Annotated in this window: 16 protein-coding genes; 13 read left to right on the forward strand and 3 right to left on the reverse strand. The window is 55.9% G+C overall.

Annotated features, from left to right (window positions below):
• Window positions 1-245: 245 nt before the first annotated feature.
• Window positions 246-1,199, forward strand: a complete 954-nt coding sequence (locus tag QLG09_RS10935) for a nickel/cobalt transporter (RefSeq protein WP_049022218.1) — start codon at window positions 246-248, stop codon at window positions 1,197-1,199.
• Window positions 1,200-1,232: 33 nt separating this feature from the next.
• Here the strand turns inward: QLG09_RS10935 and proP are convergent, their stop codons facing one another.
• Window positions 1,233-2,735, reverse strand: coding sequence for a glycine betaine/L-proline transporter ProP (proP, locus tag QLG09_RS10940; protein WP_020882807.1), 1,503 nt, complete (start codon window positions 2,733-2,735; stop codon window positions 1,233-1,235).
• A gap of 649 nt (window positions 2,736-3,384) precedes the next feature.
• Between proP and kdgT the strand changes: the two genes are divergently transcribed.
• A complete protein-coding gene (gene kdgT / locus QLG09_RS10945; RefSeq protein WP_014168273.1) occupies window positions 3,385-4,377 on the forward strand; it encodes a 2-keto-3-deoxygluconate transporter in 993 nt (330 codons plus the stop codon).
• Between the two features lie 32 nt (window positions 4,378-4,409).
• Here the strand turns inward: kdgT and QLG09_RS10950 are convergent, their stop codons facing one another.
• Together QLG09_RS10950 and crfC are read right to left on the reverse strand one after the other, a co-directional pair.
• Window positions 4,410-5,288 carry a diguanylate cyclase regulator RdcB family protein gene (locus QLG09_RS10950; RefSeq protein WP_014168272.1) on the reverse strand — a complete coding sequence of 293 codons (879 nt, stop codon included), beginning with the start codon at window positions 5,286-5,288 and terminating at the stop codon, window positions 4,410-4,412.
• A complete protein-coding gene (gene crfC / locus QLG09_RS10955; RefSeq protein ID WP_020882809.1) occupies window positions 5,285-7,639 on the reverse strand; it encodes a clamp-binding protein CrfC in 2,355 nt (784 codons plus the stop codon). The genes QLG09_RS10950 and crfC overlap by 4 nt, the downstream gene beginning before the upstream one ends.
• A 596-nt stretch (window positions 7,640-8,235) precedes the next feature.
• Between crfC and QLG09_RS10960 the strand changes: the two genes are divergently transcribed.
• From QLG09_RS10960 to phnK, 11 genes are all read left to right on the forward strand, one after another.
• Window positions 8,236-8,571: a zinc ribbon domain-containing protein YjdM gene (locus QLG09_RS10960; RefSeq protein ID WP_020882810.1), complete on the forward strand. Its 336-nt coding sequence runs from the start codon at window positions 8,236-8,238 to the stop codon at window positions 8,569-8,571.
• A gap of 80 nt (window positions 8,572-8,651) precedes the next feature.
• The gene (gene yjdN / locus QLG09_RS10965) at window positions 8,652-9,089 is read left to right on the forward strand and encodes a VOC family metalloprotein YjdN (RefSeq protein WP_014168269.1); all 438 of its coding nucleotides are present in this window, start codon (window positions 8,652-8,654) and stop codon (window positions 9,087-9,089) included.
• A gap of 136 nt (window positions 9,090-9,225) precedes the next feature.
• Window positions 9,226-10,014, forward strand: a complete 789-nt coding sequence (gene phnC / locus QLG09_RS10970) for a phosphonate ABC transporter ATP-binding protein (RefSeq protein ID WP_014168268.1) — start codon at window positions 9,226-9,228, stop codon at window positions 10,012-10,014.
• A 24-nt stretch (window positions 10,015-10,038) separates the two neighbouring features.
• Window positions 10,039-11,055, forward strand: a complete 1,017-nt coding sequence (gene phnD / locus QLG09_RS10975) for a phosphonate ABC transporter substrate-binding protein (protein WP_049022213.1) — start codon at window positions 10,039-10,041, stop codon at window positions 11,053-11,055.
• 52 nt (window positions 11,056-11,107) lie between these two features.
• On the forward strand, window positions 11,108-11,887 hold the full coding sequence (phnE, locus tag QLG09_RS10980; protein WP_025206369.1) for a phosphonate ABC transporter, permease protein PhnE: 780 nt from the start codon (window positions 11,108-11,110) through the stop codon (window positions 11,885-11,887).
• A 20-nt stretch (window positions 11,888-11,907) separates the two neighbouring features.
• Window positions 11,908-12,633 (forward strand): phosphonate metabolism transcriptional regulator PhnF, encoded by a 726-nt coding sequence (gene phnF / locus QLG09_RS10985; protein WP_032679404.1) that lies wholly within the window; start codon window positions 11,908-11,910, stop codon window positions 12,631-12,633.
• Window positions 12,634-13,086 (forward strand): phosphonate C-P lyase system protein PhnG, encoded by a 453-nt coding sequence (gene phnG, locus QLG09_RS10990; RefSeq protein WP_020882814.1) that lies wholly within the window; start codon window positions 12,634-12,636, stop codon window positions 13,084-13,086. It begins immediately after the preceding gene.
• The gene (gene phnH / locus QLG09_RS10995; RefSeq protein ID WP_014168263.1) at window positions 13,083-13,667 is read left to right on the forward strand and encodes a phosphonate C-P lyase system protein PhnH; all 585 of its coding nucleotides are present in this window, start codon (window positions 13,083-13,085) and stop codon (window positions 13,665-13,667) included. Before phnG ends, phnH begins: the two co-directional genes overlap by 4 nt.
• A complete protein-coding gene (locus tag QLG09_RS11000; protein WP_049022207.1) occupies window positions 13,667-14,731 on the forward strand; it encodes a carbon-phosphorus lyase complex subunit PhnI in 1,065 nt (354 codons plus the stop codon). Before phnH ends, QLG09_RS11000 begins: the two co-directional genes overlap by 1 nt.
• Window positions 14,724-15,569 (forward strand): alpha-D-ribose 1-methylphosphonate 5-phosphate C-P-lyase PhnJ, encoded by an 846-nt coding sequence (phnJ, locus tag QLG09_RS11005; protein WP_014168261.1) that lies wholly within the window; start codon window positions 14,724-14,726, stop codon window positions 15,567-15,569. The genes QLG09_RS11000 and phnJ overlap by 8 nt, the downstream gene beginning before the upstream one ends.
• Entirely contained in the window at window positions 15,566-16,321 is a 756-nt protein-coding gene (gene phnK, locus QLG09_RS11010; RefSeq protein ID WP_020882816.1) for a phosphonate C-P lyase system protein PhnK, read from the forward strand. Before phnJ ends, phnK begins: the two co-directional genes overlap by 4 nt.
• Window positions 16,322-16,323 lie beyond the last annotated feature (2 nt).

A 16,323-nucleotide genomic window follows, 5' to 3' on the forward strand; every position in this document is an offset into this window, starting at 1 on the left:
GGTTATCTGTGAAGTGATTCACATCCGCCGTGTCGATGGAGGCGCATTATAGGGAGTTCTCTGCAGGCCGCAACCTAAAAGTTGCAAAAAGATGACTGACTGCTGTATTCCCCAGCAAAACCCCGCTTTATACCCTTTTACGCACAGACTTATCCACAATTGAGGCGGGATCTCTGTGCGATCCTACGGATTAACAGGCAAGATCAACTATACTAGCGACAAATATTCCCCCACCAGGCCACCCCATGACCACACAACAACTGACTCGTGACTGGCGCCTTCCTACAGCAGGCATCATGTTGCTGGCGATCCTCTTAGCCGGGTTTGCCCTGCATACGCACTGGAACACCTTTCTTCAGTGGTGCCTTGCCACGCAAATTACCCTGCACCGTTATCTGGTGATGTACCTGCTCCAGCTTAACAACCACCAGTACAGCGGCGGGTTATGGCTATTAACCGGCGCCTTCTTCTATGGCGTGTTGCACGCCATCGGGCCGGGGCATGGGAAATTCATTGTGACGACCTACCTCACGACAAATAAAGAAAGCGAACGGGCCGCCCGGGTCGTTCCTTTTCTTGGCAGCCTGATGCAGGGCGTCAGCGCCATTCTCTTTGTCTTTATTCTGGCGGTAGGGTTTAACCTCGCATCGGGGGATATCAGTACCAGCCGCTGGTACGTCGAGAAGATAAGCGCGGTGCTCATCGGTGCATTTGGTGTATTTGTCATTTACCAGGCGCTGAAAAGCCTGCGGCCTCGCCGGATGGCTATCTCAGCCATCATGCCCCTTCATCAGCATAATGAACACTGTGGTTGTGGTCATCACGGTGTAGGTGCAGATCTGGCGCAAGGCGACTGGAAAACCCGGTTGGGCGTCATACTGGCGATTGGTGCGCGTCCGTGCAGCGGGGCGATCATGATCCTGATGTTTTCAAATGCGCTGGGTATTGTTACCTGGGGGATGGCCGCGGTCATGACCATGTCGCTGGGAACGGCGTTGTCGATTATGGGCCTGTCACTGGCGGTACGTTATGCCCGAGAGCGGACGGTGGCCTGGTTTGGCGGCGGGGCTTCACTCAGCTGGCTGGTTCCGGTCTTTAAAATAGCCGGCGGGATAGTCCTGATCCTGTTCGCGACCGTGCTGTTCCTGACGGTACTCCCCATCAGTGCCAATGGCGATTACATCGCCGCAGGCTGCTAATAAAAGAAAACCCGCCAGCGGCGGGTTTTTTTATTACTCGTTGATTCGTGGATGCTGGTCCACCAGGCGGGAGCGTTTTTGCTGCAGCTCTTCAATCTCTGCATCAATGTCTTCAATCTTCTGCTCTACATTATCGTAGTGTTCGCGCAGGATCTCTTTCGCTTCCTGGATATCAGACGCCGCAGGCGTGGCCCCTTTAAGAGGACGATTCGCCGTCTCCTTCATGGTAATACCGGTAATCAAACCAATCACCGCGATAACCATCAGGTAATAAGCCGGCATCATCAGGTTCTGCGTACTTTCCACCAGAGAGGCGGCAAGCGTCGGGGTCAGACCGGCAATCAGCACCGAGATGTTAAAGGCAGCCGCCAGCGCACTGTACCGAATGTGTGTCGGGAACATCGCAGGCAGCGTCGAGGCCATCACCCCGATAAAGCAGTTAAGGATCACCGCCAGCATCAGCAGACCGGCAAAAATCAGACCCAGCACATTACTGTTAATCAGAATAAAGGCCGGGATTGCCAGGGCAAACAGCGCGACACTCCCCAGAATAATGAACGGTCGACGGCCAAAGCGGTCGCTCAACAGCCCCATAATCGGCTGCACAAACAGCATACCCACCATGATGGCGATAATAATCAGCACACCGTGGTCTTCTGAATAGTGCAGGTTATGCGACAGATAGCTCGGCATGTAGGTCAACAGCATGTAGTAGGTCACGTTCGTGGAGATGACCAGACCAATACAGGTCAGCAGGCTGCGCCAGTGCTTCGTCGCAATCTCTTTAAAGGAGACTTTCGGGCCATCCTGCAGCCCTTCGCGGTCGCCCTGCTCCAGCTTCTCAACGTGCTGCTGGAACGCCGGCGTTTCTTCAAGAGCATGACGCAGGTAAAGACCGATAATCCCTAACGGCAGCGCCAGGAAGAACGGAATACGCCAGCCCCAGGAGAGGAAGTTCTCTTCACCGACGACGGTAGAAATCAGCACCACTACGCCCGCCCCCAGGACAAACCCGGCAATCGAGCCGAAGTCCAGCCAGCTTCCCATAAAGCCGCGCTTACGGTCCGGGGAATACTCTGCGACAAAGATAGAGGCACCCGTATACTCACCGCCTACGGAGAAGCCCTGGGCCATCTTACAAAGCAGCAGCAGAATCGGAGCCCAAATGCCGATGCTGGCATAGGACGGTATCAGGCCGATACAGAACGTACTGATCGACATAATGACAATGGTGATAGCAAGGATCTTCTGGCGACCATATTTATCGCCAAGCATACCGAAGAACAGACCACCCAGCGGGCGAATCAGGAAGGGGACGGAGAACGTACCCAGCGCGGCAATCATCTGCAGACTGGGGTCGGCGCCGGGGAAGAACACTTTACCTAACGCATAGGCCACAAAGCCGTAAACACCAAAATCGAACCATTCCATCGCATTACCCAGCGAGGCGGCGGTGATCGCTTTGCGCAGTTTGGCATCATCAATAATGGTGACGTCGCGAAGCGTGATGGGTTTGATTTTTTTCCTTCTGAGCATAGCTATCCTCGTAGACTCGGCCCTGTCCGTTTCACAGTCCCGTATGTGATCTGTGAACCATGGGATCCGCTCCATGCGAATCGCCTTATTCAAGCGTAGCAGGTTTACTTACATTGACGTTTTACGTCGATACAACCGAACCTGTTGACGCCTGCCTGGGCAGTTAATGACCTTTTTACCCTACCAGCGTTTATATTTGTGATCAACTTCACACATATATTTATGTTACGTCAGCTGGCTGCAGTTTTTGTCAATTAGCGCAAATCTGCACGTTCTCAATCGCCATAAAAACACATCCTCACACACATCATTATTTCCCGGACAACGGAAAATGAAACCCCATTACTTCACATCAGATTTACATAAATTCTAACCCTCCGACGCGCGTTTAAAACGTTTACGTCAATATGTGATGCAGATAACTAAAACACTGTTTTATTTTCATTGAATCATCATTCCAATGATCGCATGATAATTCCGAATACCACGTTCCCGGTGCTGTGGCACCGCGTTTACCAGGATCGCTTTTTTAGTTTTATTGCATGGGTAATGACACCATCGAACCCAAAGACATTCAATTCATTGAATTTATTGATTTATTTTTTAGTTTTTGCCGCCCGCCATGCGGGATACGATTTGAGGGTTATCTATGAAGATTAAAGCCACGATTGAACGCATACCGGGCGGTATGATGCTGGTTCCGCTTGTACTGGGCGCTATCCTGAATACCCTGGCTCCTGAAACCGGCGCTTATTTTGGCGGGTTCACAAAAGGGATGATTACGGGCACCGTTCCCATTCTGGCCGTCTGGTTCTTTTGTATCGGCGCCTCAATTAATTTACGGGCAACAGGCACCGTATTACGGAAATCCGGCACGCTGGTGATTACGAAAATTGCCGTGGCCTGGGTAGTGGCAATGATCTGTGCGATGTTCATTCCGGAGAATGGAATTCAGACCGGATTCTTCGCCGGATTATCGGTTCTGGCAATTGTCTCTGCGATGGATATGACCAACGGCGGTTTGTATGCCAGCCTGATGAACCAGTACGGCACCAAAGAAGAGTCAGGTGCATTTGTCCTGATGTCTCTGGAGTCCGGTCCGCTGATGACCATGCTGATTCTGGGCTCTGCTGGCCTGGCGTCCTTTGAACCCCACCACTTTATCGGCGCGATCCTGCCCTTCCTGATCGGTTTTGCTCTGGGTAACCTGGATCACGATCTGCGTGATTTCTTCAGCAAAGCCACGCCGGTGCTGATCCCGTTCTTCGGTTTTGCGCTGGGTAACACCATCAACCTGAATGTCATCCTCGATACGGGTCTGCTGGGTATCGTGCTGGGCGTGGCGGTTATCATCATCACCGGTATTCCGCTGATTATTGCCGACCGGGTCATTGGGGGAGGAAACGGAACGGCGGGGATAGCCGCCTCTTCAGCCGCAGGTGCAGCCGTGGCCAACCCGGTAATCATTGCGCAGATTAACCCGGCTTTTGAACCGGTGGCCGCGTCCGCGACGGCACTGGTTGCAGCCAGCGTGATTGTGACCGCGATTCTGGTTCCCATCATCACCGCTCTGTACGCAAAACGCGTCGGACATGTTGCTGAGGTTCAGACAGAGCCTAAGCCTGTTGAAACACACCACTAACCGGTGCTCCCCCTCCCGGTGAGAGGGGGATTTCAGCCACCAAAAATCTCTTCCACCATCCCATCCACAAGCCGTTTTGCCGAGCACAGCCTCGGCATACCCAGCGCGACAGTGTGCCAGCTTTGCGTCACCGACCAGCTCACCGGATGGTTATCCGCCTGACACCAGTCGCCCAGCCAGCCGAGCATGTCTTTATGATCTATCAATCCCGGCGACGCGGGCGTTGTCAGCCACTGATGGTAGAAATGGCGGGTGGAAGGAGAAGCGTTGATGCCCTGCGCAAGATAGTTTGCCGCCATACTGCGTAAGTTATCCTTGAGCATCGCCGCCACGTCTTCATTCGCCAGGCGACAGGCATCACCAAATGCGCCCCAGCGCAGCTCTTCCAGGACGACGTAGCAACGCCCGGCCAGCGACCAGCCATCGTAGTGACCGGCTCGCCAGCGGGTAAAAATTTGTTCACTGTGCTCACCCGCCTGCACCGTCAGCCCTCGCTGGGAGAGCGCCTTCTCTTTATAGGCGGCTCGTTGCGTAAAATGAGCGGAAAGCTCAGCGTACTGCTGAATCAGGCCGGGCGACTGCTGGGCCCGCGGGTTAGTCTGCTGACGCAGCGCAATCAATTTGTCTGCCATCAGCGTCAGCGCAAGGTGCCCGGGGTCAAGCATACCGGCCAGCTTTTCCGCCAGCCCCAGGCGCAGCGCCGCATTTTCATTAAGCATACCCGCCATCGCCCAGGGCCGTAGCCGGGTATGCGTCATGATCTCCTGGGTCAAACGCTCACGAAACTGCAGCTGTTGTGGTCCCGGGTGGGGATGACGCGCCGCGTCTACCCCCTGAACCAGATCGACCATAAATTTTGGATGAATACACTCCAGCGTTCGCCCGGGGCCGTCCAGTAGTTGTGTTGTCATGGTTGTTCTGCCGCGAATAGGGTTTGAATATCATCGCGTAACAGTCGGGTATCTTCCTGTATCCACGTCGCAGTCGTGATACTTTGCTTTAACAGCTGGCTGAGCGCTCGGGTCGAATGCTCATTTTGCTGACGTACTGCGAGGCTATCACGCAAACTTTCCTGTAACCCGGTCAGGCATAACGAAAATTCCGCAAAGAACGTTGCCATCCCCGCCGTAACAGAGACATCGACCTGGGCGGTCAAAGCTTTACGGATTTGTTCACAGAACTGATCGATATGCTGCTTGAATTTTTCATGCAGCTGTTCAATGTCAATGACATAGCGTGTGCGTGCAACAACATAATCTTCCCAGCCCCAGCCCGGGTTATTCAGCCAGCGAGAGACGGTTTCACGCATGCTCGCCGCGCCCGCTGGCTGGCCTGCCGGGCGGTGGTCCTGCGCAATGGCATCGTTAAACAGCGCCCGGGTGTTGAAGTTAAGTTGATGCGCCTGAAACGCCGGGAAGCTTATCCGCGCGCGAAAACCCGCATGGCTGAGTTGTTCTTTAATACGCGTTTCGATTGGCCGCATGGCTTCATTCAGCGAGCGCGCCAGCGTCGACTCCAGTTGATCGAAGCGTAACGCCAGCTCCCGGCCGATCTTCGTCTGCGCATCCAGCATGATCAGCTCGCAGGAGGAGCGGATTTTACTCAGCGCAATTTGCGCCTGTCCTTCATCATCCAGTACCAGCTGTTTCAGCGCCTGCGGCTCGTCACGGCGAAGATCCCGCGGTTCGATGCCCGCCAGGTCGAGAACAGAGCGGGCGCTAAACACATGGCTAATTGCCTGCTGGAGTGAAGTATTCTGCGACATCATAAAGTCAGCGGTGGCGTTAAGCGCCTGCTCCACTTCATGCTTCACTTCGTCGCTCACCACGCGCTGACGCGTATGCAGCAGGGCCATGTCCTCTTCCAGGCGCGCAATATTCAATTCCAGCGCCTCAAAAGCGACCGTCAGCCCCTGGTAGCGGAAGTCCAGGTACTCCCGGGCATTTTGGGCGTAGTTAAGCAGCTTATGCGACGCCGAACGCAGAGCGAAGAGCGATGCATTGGCATAGGCGGCATAAATAAGCTTGCGGATCGGCTGTTCAAATAACGAATCTTCCCACAGCAAATCGGCAGCATGACGAATATGGTCGATGTCGTCCAAATCCTCCGTACGCCAGCGGCGTCCCAGCGCGGCTTCGGCAAAATCCTGAACCCAGCGCTGCTCCTTGTGATCCGGTAGCTGACCGTGGGTAGTCATCTCATAACGGGCGCGGTTCGCCAGATACGCCCACATCGACGAAACGGGATAAATTTGCCCCGGCGAAATATTCCCTTTCATTAGGGTGCCCGAGATCATCGCTTTAACCTGTTCTTCATCGTCGCTGTTACGATCTTTCTGATCGAATTTATTGACCAGCGCATACAGCGGCACCGATTTACCGGCGACTGAAATGGCCTGCCGGACCTCTTGATCGGAAATCGATTTGAGCTGGGTGTAATCCATCACCGCCAGCACCGCCGACGCGCGGGATAACTGCTCGCTCAGCATTTTTTGCAAATGCGGTTGCCCGGCCTCATTCGGCCCGGGGGTATCAAGCAGCGTCAGTTGCCCAAGGTGGGCATCCAGACCCGCGAGATGCACGAACTCCACTTCAATCACCGGAATGTGTTCGATGGCCGCATATTCAGAGAACGGAAACTCGACGCCCAACGCCTGTGAGAGCCTCACCAGATCGTTAAGGCTTTTCAGACAATGAAATATCGGCTGCGCACCAAGGTGATGCTTCTCGAAAGCCTCACCTTTTTCAATTCTTTCCAGCAGCGTAATCATGTCCTTATCAATTTCCAGACGCTGCGCCAGCTTCCCGCGATCGTAATCGCAGAGCTTTTTCTGTAACAGGAGGATTAATTCATCGATAGGAGAGACGTGAGCAAAATGGAGCACCGGCTCTTTCTGACCCGGCGTATGACGGATCAATGTCGGAAGCGCCGTCATCGGTCGGTTGCGGTTCGGCAACACTTCGGTTCCGACAATGGCATTAATGGTGGTCGATTTCCCCGCTTTCATGGTGCCCACAATTGCCAGCACCATTTCCAGACGGGTTATTTTCCGTAATTCATTATTCAGCATAGCCTGCTGGGCTTCGACACCCCGCGCACTAAAATGCAAAGGTAAGACGTTGTTCTTTTCACCCGTAATGGCTGCGGCGGTGCTTTCTAGCTTCGCCGTCGGCATTGATTTCAAAGTATCAAGATTTTGCAGGGCGAGCTGTAACAAACGCTCTGCTTCCTGGCTTAATTCAAAAATGGTCTGTGTGTGCATGATAAAAGCCTTTCCTTAACGCAAATTTATTACTTTTATTAAGCCACTGGTTTTAATTATGTTGTTCAGGCTTATATGATCACGTGTGGAAAACATGTTCACCGAAATATAACTGATTGAAGATAATCAGAAATAAATCGCTATCCTTGCATGGCGTGTAAAGCTTCCCCTCTGGCATGACAGCCAAAAGATAAAAGCCTGGCCCATTTTTAAGAAACTTCAGGATATATCATCATTATTTACCCACCTAAAAAGAGAGGTAATGCGTCACCGCCATAAGATATGGATGACGGGGAAGTCAGGAGATAAATAACAATGTGTCGCTTCACCTTATCCGAAATGGAGGTGCGTAGCAATTTGCTGCAATAAAATATTCGATATATTTACTGCCATTTCTTTCCACCGTGTTAATGCCGTAAGCATCGCTTAACTGACTGACAGGAAATGTCACTGGCGACACGCTTTTTGCTTTTTTTTTAAATAGAATATCACCGACAACGGTGTGGATTTGCGTTATACTTGCCCCCTTTTTCGGCACCCAGCCGTCATTTTGCTGGCACTTTCCAGCGTGTTACGCACTTTTTGAGGATACCCTAATGCAACTCCCACACTGCCCGAAATGCAATTCTGAATACACCTATGAAGATAATGGCATGTTCATCTGCCCGGAATGCGCTCACGAATGGAATGACGCCGAGCCGTCGCACGATACTGATACGCTTGTTGTAAAAGATGCGAACGGTAATCTGCTGGCTGATGGCGACAGCGTCACCGTGATTAAAGATTTGAAGGTTAAAGGCAGCTCTTCCATGCTGAAGATCGGCACTAAAGTGAAGAATATCCGTCTGGTAGAAGGCGACCATAATATTGACTGCAAAATTGACGGCTTTGGCCCGATGAAACTGAAATCAGAGTTTGTGAAAAAGAACTGATTTACCCGCCCGGTGGCGCTTCGCTTACCGGGCTGGCGAGAACTACACTTAACGGGCTCTTCTTACGTGAGGTATAGATTATGCCGTTAAGTCCCTACATCTCTTTCGCCGGTAACTGTGCCGAGGCCTCCGCCTTTTATCAGCACGCCGTCGGCGCAGAGCTCCTCTATAAAATCACCTTCGGTGAAATGCCAAAAGGCGACAGCAGCGAAGAAGGCTGTCCGTCTGGCATGCAGTTTCCGGATTCGGCGATCGCCCACTCGAATGTTCGCATTGCGGGCAGCGATATCATGATGAGTGATGGGCAGCCGCCCGGCAGCAAAGCGCAGTATGCCGGGTTCACGCTGGTGCTGGACACCCAGGACGTGGCAGAAGGCAAACGCTGGTTCGACAATCTGGCCGCGGAAGGCCATATCGAAATGGCCTGGCAGGAGACCTTCTGGGCGCACGGTTTCGGTAAAGTCACCGACAAATACGGCGTGCCGTGGATGATTAACGTCGTTAAGCAACAGCAGTGATCTTCTGGCGGTGGGCAGTCTGCCCCCGCCTGTCATCAAACTCCCCTCAACTCTTCAAACTCCCGCAACCGAGACTTAACCCAAATGTCATATTGATGCGCCAGCATGAGGCCACATTTATTGTGAGGCCCAGCATATGCAAACTGTTATCCGCGTCGAGAAACTGAGCAAGACCTTTCATCACAACAAGGCCCTGCATGCCGTTGATCTGACCGTCCAGCAGGGCGAAATGGTGGCGCTCCTGGGGCCATCCGGCTCTGGTAAATCCACCCTTATGCGTCATTTAAGCGGCCTTATCACCTGTGATAAGACCTCAGAAAGCCACGTCGAGCTGCTGGGCAACACCGTGCAGCGTGCAGGACGCCTGGCGCGGGATATCCGCAAAAGCCGCGCCCAGACGGGCTATATCTTCCAGCAGTTCAACCTGGTCAATCGCCTGACGGTACTGGAGAACGTGCTGATTGGCGCGCTCGGCAGCACCCCGTTCTGGCGTACCTGTCTGCGCTGGTTCTCCCCCTCTCAAAAGCAGGAAGCGTTGCAGGCGCTGACCCGCGTCGGAATGGCGCATTTCGCCCACCAGCGCGTCTCCACCCTGTCCGGTGGACAGCAGCAGCGCGTGGCGATCGCCCGTGCCCTGATGCAAAAAGCGCAAATCATTCTTGCCGATGAACCCATCGCCTCGCTGGATCCGGAATCGGCTCGCATCGTGATGGAAACCCTGCGCGACATCAACCTAAACGACGGCATCACCGTAGTGGTGACGCTGCACCAGGTGGATTACGCCCTGCGCTATTGCGAGCGCATCGTCGCGTTGCGTCAGGGGCATGTGTTCTTTGATGGCCCAAGCCATCAGTTTGATAACGACCGTTTCGACCATCTCTACCGCAGCATTAACCGCGTCGAAGAGAACGCGCAGGCTGCTTAATTAAAACCGATCCGAGGAAAGTACATGAGCTACAAAGCCGTTGCCGCGCTGGCGTTTACCAGCATGTTCAGCATAAGCACTCTGTTAAGCCCTGCGTACGCCCAGGAGCAGGAAAAAGCGCTGAACTTTGGCATTATTTCGACGGAATCACAGCAGAACCTGAAACCTCAGTGGGAACCGTTCCTGAAAGATATGGAAACCAAACTGGGGATCAAAGTGAACGCCTTCTTCGCCCCGGACTATGCGGGCATCATCCAGGGGATGCGCTTTAACAAAGTCGACATCGCCTGGTACGGTAACCTCTCCGCCATGGAAGCGGTGGATCGCGCGAACGGCCAGGTCTTTGCCCAGACCGTTGCCGCGGATGGCTCTCCGGGTTACTGGAGCGTGCTGATCGTCAATAAAGACAGCCCCATTAACAACCTGAACGACATGCTCGCCAAACGTAAAGAGCTGACGTTTGGTAACGGCGATCCCAACTCCACCTCTGGTTTCCTGGTGCCGGGCTATTACGTCTTTGCTAAAAACAACGCCTCTGCCAGCGAGTTTAAGCGCACCGTGAACGCCAGCCATGAAACCAACGCGCTGGCCGTGGCCAATAAGCAGGTGGATGTCGCCACGAACAACACCGAGAACCTCGACAAGCTGAAAACCTCGGCACCGGACAAGCTGAAAGCGCTGAAGGTTATCTGGAAATCCCCTCTGATCCCGGGCGACCCCATTGTCTGGCGCAAAAACCTGTCTGAGACCACCAAAGACAAGGTGTACGACTTCTTTATGAATTACGGCAAAACGCCGGAAGAAAAAACGGTTCTGGAACGCCTGGGCTGGGCACCTTTCCGCCCGTCAAGCGACCTGCAGCTGGTCCCGATTCGCCAGCTGGCGCTGTTTAAAGAGATGCAGGGCGTGAAGGACAACAAGGGCCTGAAGGAGGAGGAGAAGAGCAGCAAAGTGGCTGCGATTCAGGCTCAGCTCGAAGACCTTGAACGCCTGACCGCGGCGCTCGGCGCCATGAGTAGCGTGAATAAAGCGGTGCAATAACGCTTACCGCCCTCTCCCGGTGGGAGAGGGCATTCAGACCAAAGGGGCATACATGCAAACCATCACCCTCCCACCGCCGAAACGCAGCTGGTTCTCGCTTTTTAGCTGGGCCATTTTGCTTGCGGTGCTCGTTATCTCCTGGCAGGGCGCGGAAATGGATCCGCTGCTGCTGTTTAAAGATGCCGGCAATATGGCCACTTTTGCCGCCGACTTCTTCCCGCCTGATTTCAGCCAGTGGCAGGATTACCTCAGCGAAATGGCGGTCACTCTGCAAATCGCCGTCTGGGGCACCGCCCTGGCCGTCATCCTTTCTGTTCCGTTCGGCCTGATGAGCGCCGAGAACATCGTACCGTGGTGGATTTACCAGCCGATGCGTCGCCTGATGGACGCCTGCCGCGCCATTAACGAAATGGTCTTTGCCATGCTGTTCGTGGTGGCCGTCGGCCTGGGTCCGTTCGCCGGGGTGATGGCGCTGTTTATTCATACCACCGGCGTGCTCTCCAAGCTGCTCTCCGAGGCGGTGGAAGCTATCGAGCCGGGCCCGGTCGAAGGGATTCGCGCAACGGGCGCCAACAAAATTGAAGAGATTCTCTTCGGCGTACTGCCCCAGGTGATGCCGCTGCTGATCTCCTACTCCCTGTACCGTTTCGAATCCAACGTTCGTTCCGCCACCGTCGTCGGCATGGTGGGCGCAGGCGGTATTGGCGTCACGCTGTGGGAAGCGATTCGCGGGTTCCAGTTCCAGCAAACCTGCGCCCTGATGGTGCTCATTATCATCACCGTCAGCCTGCTGGATTTTATGTCTCAACGTTTGCGTAAGCACTTCATCTGAGAAGCGAGGCTTTGATTTGTATGCACTTATCCAGACATCCGACCAGTTACCCCACCCGCTGGCAAGAGATAGCGGCAAAGCTCGAGGTGGAACTTCGCACCCACTACCGCTGCGGAGACTACCTGCCTGCCGAGCAGCAGCTTGCCGACCGCTATGAAGTGAACCGACACACGCTGCGCCGCGCCATTGATCAGCTGGTCGAGCGCGGCTGGGTGCAGCGCCGTCAGGGCGTCGGCGTGCTGGTGTTGATGCGTCCGTTTGACTATCCGCTCAATGCGCAGGCGCGTTTTAGCCAGAACCTGCTGGATCAGGGCAGCCACCCGACCAGCGAAAAACTGCTGTCGGTGCTGCGCCCGGCCTCAAGCCACGTCGCGGACGCGCTGGGCATTCAGGAGGGCGACAATGTCATCCACCTGCGTACCCTGCGTCGGGTCAACGGCGTGGCGGTGTGCCAGATAGACCACTACTTCGCCGACCTGGCGCTGTGGCCGGTGCTGCAAAATTTCTCCAGCGGCTCGCTGCATGATTTTCTTCAGGATGCCACGGGCATCGCGCTTAAACGTACCCAGACGCGCATCAGCGCCCGCCGCGCGCAGGCCAAAGAGAGCAACGTGCTGGAGATCCCCAACATGGCTCCGCTGCTCTGCGTTCGCACCCTCAACCACCGTGACGGCGAAATAGACGCGACGGAATACTCCGTCAGCCTGACCCGCGCCGACATGATCGAATTCACCATGGAGCACTGAATGCATTTCGATACCTCCACCCGCCAGCGCTGGATGGGCGTCCTGGCGCACAGCCAGCCCGCAGCGCTTTCGGACCGCATGCAGGCGCTGAATCTGACGCCGGAATATGACCTCATCCGCGCGCCGGAAATCGGTCTGGTGCAGATCCAGGCGCGTATGGGCGGTACCGGTGAGCGCTTCTTCGCCGGCGATGCCACCCTCACCCGCGCAGTGATCCGCCTGAACAGCGGCACGCTGGGCTACAGCTACGTGCTCGGGCGCGACAAACCACACGCCGAACGCTGCGCGGTGATTGACGCCCTGTTACAGGAACAACCTCATTTCCAGACCCTGATGGAAACCCTTATTGCCCCGCTGGAAGCCGACCGTGCTGCACTGATTGCCGCCCGCCAGGCCCAGATAAACACCAGCCGGGTCGACTTCTTTACGCTCGTTCGCGGAGATAACGCATGACGCTTCAACCCGCTTTTACCCTGGCCGTCCAGGATGCCCAACAAAGTTTTCGTCGCCTGCTGAAAGCCATGAGCGAGCCGGGCGTCATCGTCTCGCTGCATCAGCTCTCTCAGGGCTGGCTGCCGCTGAATCTGGCGACCACCAGCGTTCTGCTGACGCTCGCCGACAACGACACCCCGGTGTGGCTCTCTGGCGCGTTATCGAATGATATCGCCAGCCAGAACCTGCGCTTTCACACCAACGCCCCGCTGGTTGAACAACCCCGGCAGGCGGTGTTTGCCGTGGCCGACGAGCAAATCAGCCACGAGCAGCTTAATGCCCTGAGCGAAGGAAGCGCGGTGGCACCGGAGACCAGCGCCACGCTGATTTTGCAGGTATCAAGCCTGAGCGGTGGCCGCATGCTGCGCCTCACGGGGGCGGGTATTGCCGAAGAGCGCATGGTCGCGCCACAGCTGCCGGAGTGCATCATTCATGAACTGACTGAACGCCCGCACCCGTTCCCACTCGGTATTGACCTGATCCTCACCTGCGGAGAACGCCTGCTGGCCATCCCTCGTACCACTCATGTGGAGGTGTGCTGATGTACGTTGCCGTCAAAGGGGGCGAGAAGGCTATCGCCGCCGCCCATGCCTTGCAGGCGCACAGACGACGGGGTGATGACGCGCTTCCCGAGCTCAGCGTCACCCAGATTGAGCAACAGCTCAATCTGGCCGTCGACCGGGTAATGACTGAAGGCGGCGTCGCTGATCGCGAACTGGCGGCGCTGGCGCTGAAACAGGCCAGCGGCGACAACGTCGAAGCCATCTTCCTGCTGCGTGCTTATCGCACCACGCTGGCGAAACTGGCGGTGAGCGAACCGATCAATACGGCAGAAATGCGTCTGGAACGTCGTATTTCGGCGGTCTATAAAGACATCCCCGGTGGTCAACTGCTTGGGCCCACCTATGACTACACCCACCGTCTGCTGGATTTCACCCTGCTGGCGAACGGCGAAACGCCCCAGCTGAGCACCTCGGATGCAGAGCAGGTTCCCTCCCCACACGTTTTTAGCCTGCTGGCGAAACAGGGTCTGGCGAAGGCCGAAGACGATACCGGCGCGCAACCTGACGATATCACCCGCACGCCGCCGGTTTACCCCTGTTCACGCTCGTCGCGCCTGCAGCAGCTGATGCGCGGCGACGAGGGGTATTTACTGGCGCTGGCCTACTCCACCCAGCGTGGCTACGGCCGCAACCATCCGTTCGCGGCGGAAATTCGTAGCGGCTACCTTAACGTCGAGATCGTGCCCGAAGAGCTGGGTTTTGCGGTGAACGTCGGCGAACTGCTCATGACCGAATGCGAAATGGTGAATGGATTTGTCGCCCCCGAGAACGAGTCCCCACATTTTACCCGCGGTTACGGGCTGGTGTTCGGCATGAGTGAGCGCAAGGCGATGGCGATGGCGCTGGTCGACCGTGCCCTGCTGGCACCGGACTACGGTGAAGCGGTCTCCGGCCCGGCGCAGGACGAAGAGTTCGTGCTGGCCCATGCGGATAACGTCGAGGCCGCGGGCTTCGTTTCCCACCTCAAGCTGCCGCACTACGTCGATTTCCAGGCCGAACTGGAACTGCTGAAACGCCTGCAACGGGAGCGCGCACATGACTAACTTAAGCGGCTACAACTTTGCTTATCTGGATGAACAAACTAAACGCATGATCCGCCGCGCCATTTTGAAAGCGGTGGCTATCCCCGGTTATCAGGTGCCGTTCGGCGGCCGCGAAATGCCCATGCCATACGGCTGGGGTACCGGCGGCATTCAGCTGACCGCCAGCGTCATTGGCGAGTCGGACGTGCTGAAGGTCATCGACCAGGGGGCTGATGACACCACCAACGCCGTGTCGATTCGCCAGTTCTTTCAACGGGTGACGGGCGTCAATACCACCGAAAAAACCGAAGATGCGACGCTGATCCAGACCCGTCACCGCATTCCGGAAACGCCGCTGACGGAAGATCAGATTTTGATTTTTCAGGTGCCTATTCCGGAGCCCCTGCGCTTTATCGAGCCGCGTGAAACGGAAACCCGCACCATGCACGCCCTGGAAGAGTACGGCGTCATGCAGGTGAAGTTGTATGAGGATATCGCCCGCTTCGGCCATATCGCCACAACCTACGCCTATCCGGTCAAGGTCAATGGACGCTACGTGATGGACCCGTCCCCCATCCCCAAATTCGACAACCCGAAGATGGACATGATGCCTGCCCTGCAGCTGTTTGGTGCCGGGCGTGAAAAACGCATCTACGCCGTACCGCCTTACACCCGCGTGGAGAGTCTCGATTTCGACGACCACCCGTTTACGGTGCAGGAGTGGGACGAGCCGTGCGCCATTTGCGGCTCAAAACACAGCTATCTGGACGAAGTGGTGCTGGATGACACGGGCAAACGGATGTTTGTCTGCTCCGACACCGACTTCTGCCGCCAACAGAGCGAGGCGAAAAGCCAATGAAACCGCTGCTTTCGGTTAATAACCTGACCCACCTTTACGCGCCGGGCAAAGGCTTCAGCGACGTCTCGTTTGAGCTGTGGCCGGGCGAGGTGCTGGGCATTGTCGGCGAGTCCGGCTCGGGCAAAACCACCCTGCTGAAATCTATCTCTGCACGACTGACGCCGCAAAAGGGCGACATTTTATATGAGGGCCGGTCGCTGTACGGCATGAGCGAGGCCGAACGCCGTCGCCTGCTGCGCACCGAATGGGGCGTGGTGCATCAACATCCCATGGACGGCCTGCGCCGGCAGGTCTCGGCCGGAGGCAATATCGGTGAAAGGCTGATGGCCACCGGCGCACGCCATTATGGCAACATCCGCGCCACGGCACAGCAATGGCTGAGCGATGTGGAGATCCCCACCTCGCGCATTGATGACCTGCCCACCACCTTCTCCGGCGGTATGCAGCAGCGCCTGCAGATTGCCCGCAATCTCGTCACTCACCCGAAGCTGGTGTTTATGGACGAACCCACCGGTGGGCTGGACGTCTCCGTTCAGGCGCGTCTGCTCGACCTGCTGCGCGGCCTGGTGGTGGAACTGAACCTGGCCGTGGTGATTGTCACCCATGATTTAGGCGTTGCCCGCCTGCTGGCGGACCGTCTTCTGGTGATGAAGCAGGGTCAGGTGGTGGAAAGTGGGTTGACCGACCGCGTACTCGACGATCCCCATCATCCGTACACCCAGCTGCTGGTGTCATCGGTATTGCAGAATTAAGA

Source organism: Enterobacter sp. V89_11, from assembly GCF_029967775.1.
In the GTDB taxonomy this organism is placed as follows: Bacteria; Pseudomonadota; Gammaproteobacteria; order Enterobacterales; family Enterobacteriaceae; genus Enterobacter; species Enterobacter ludwigii.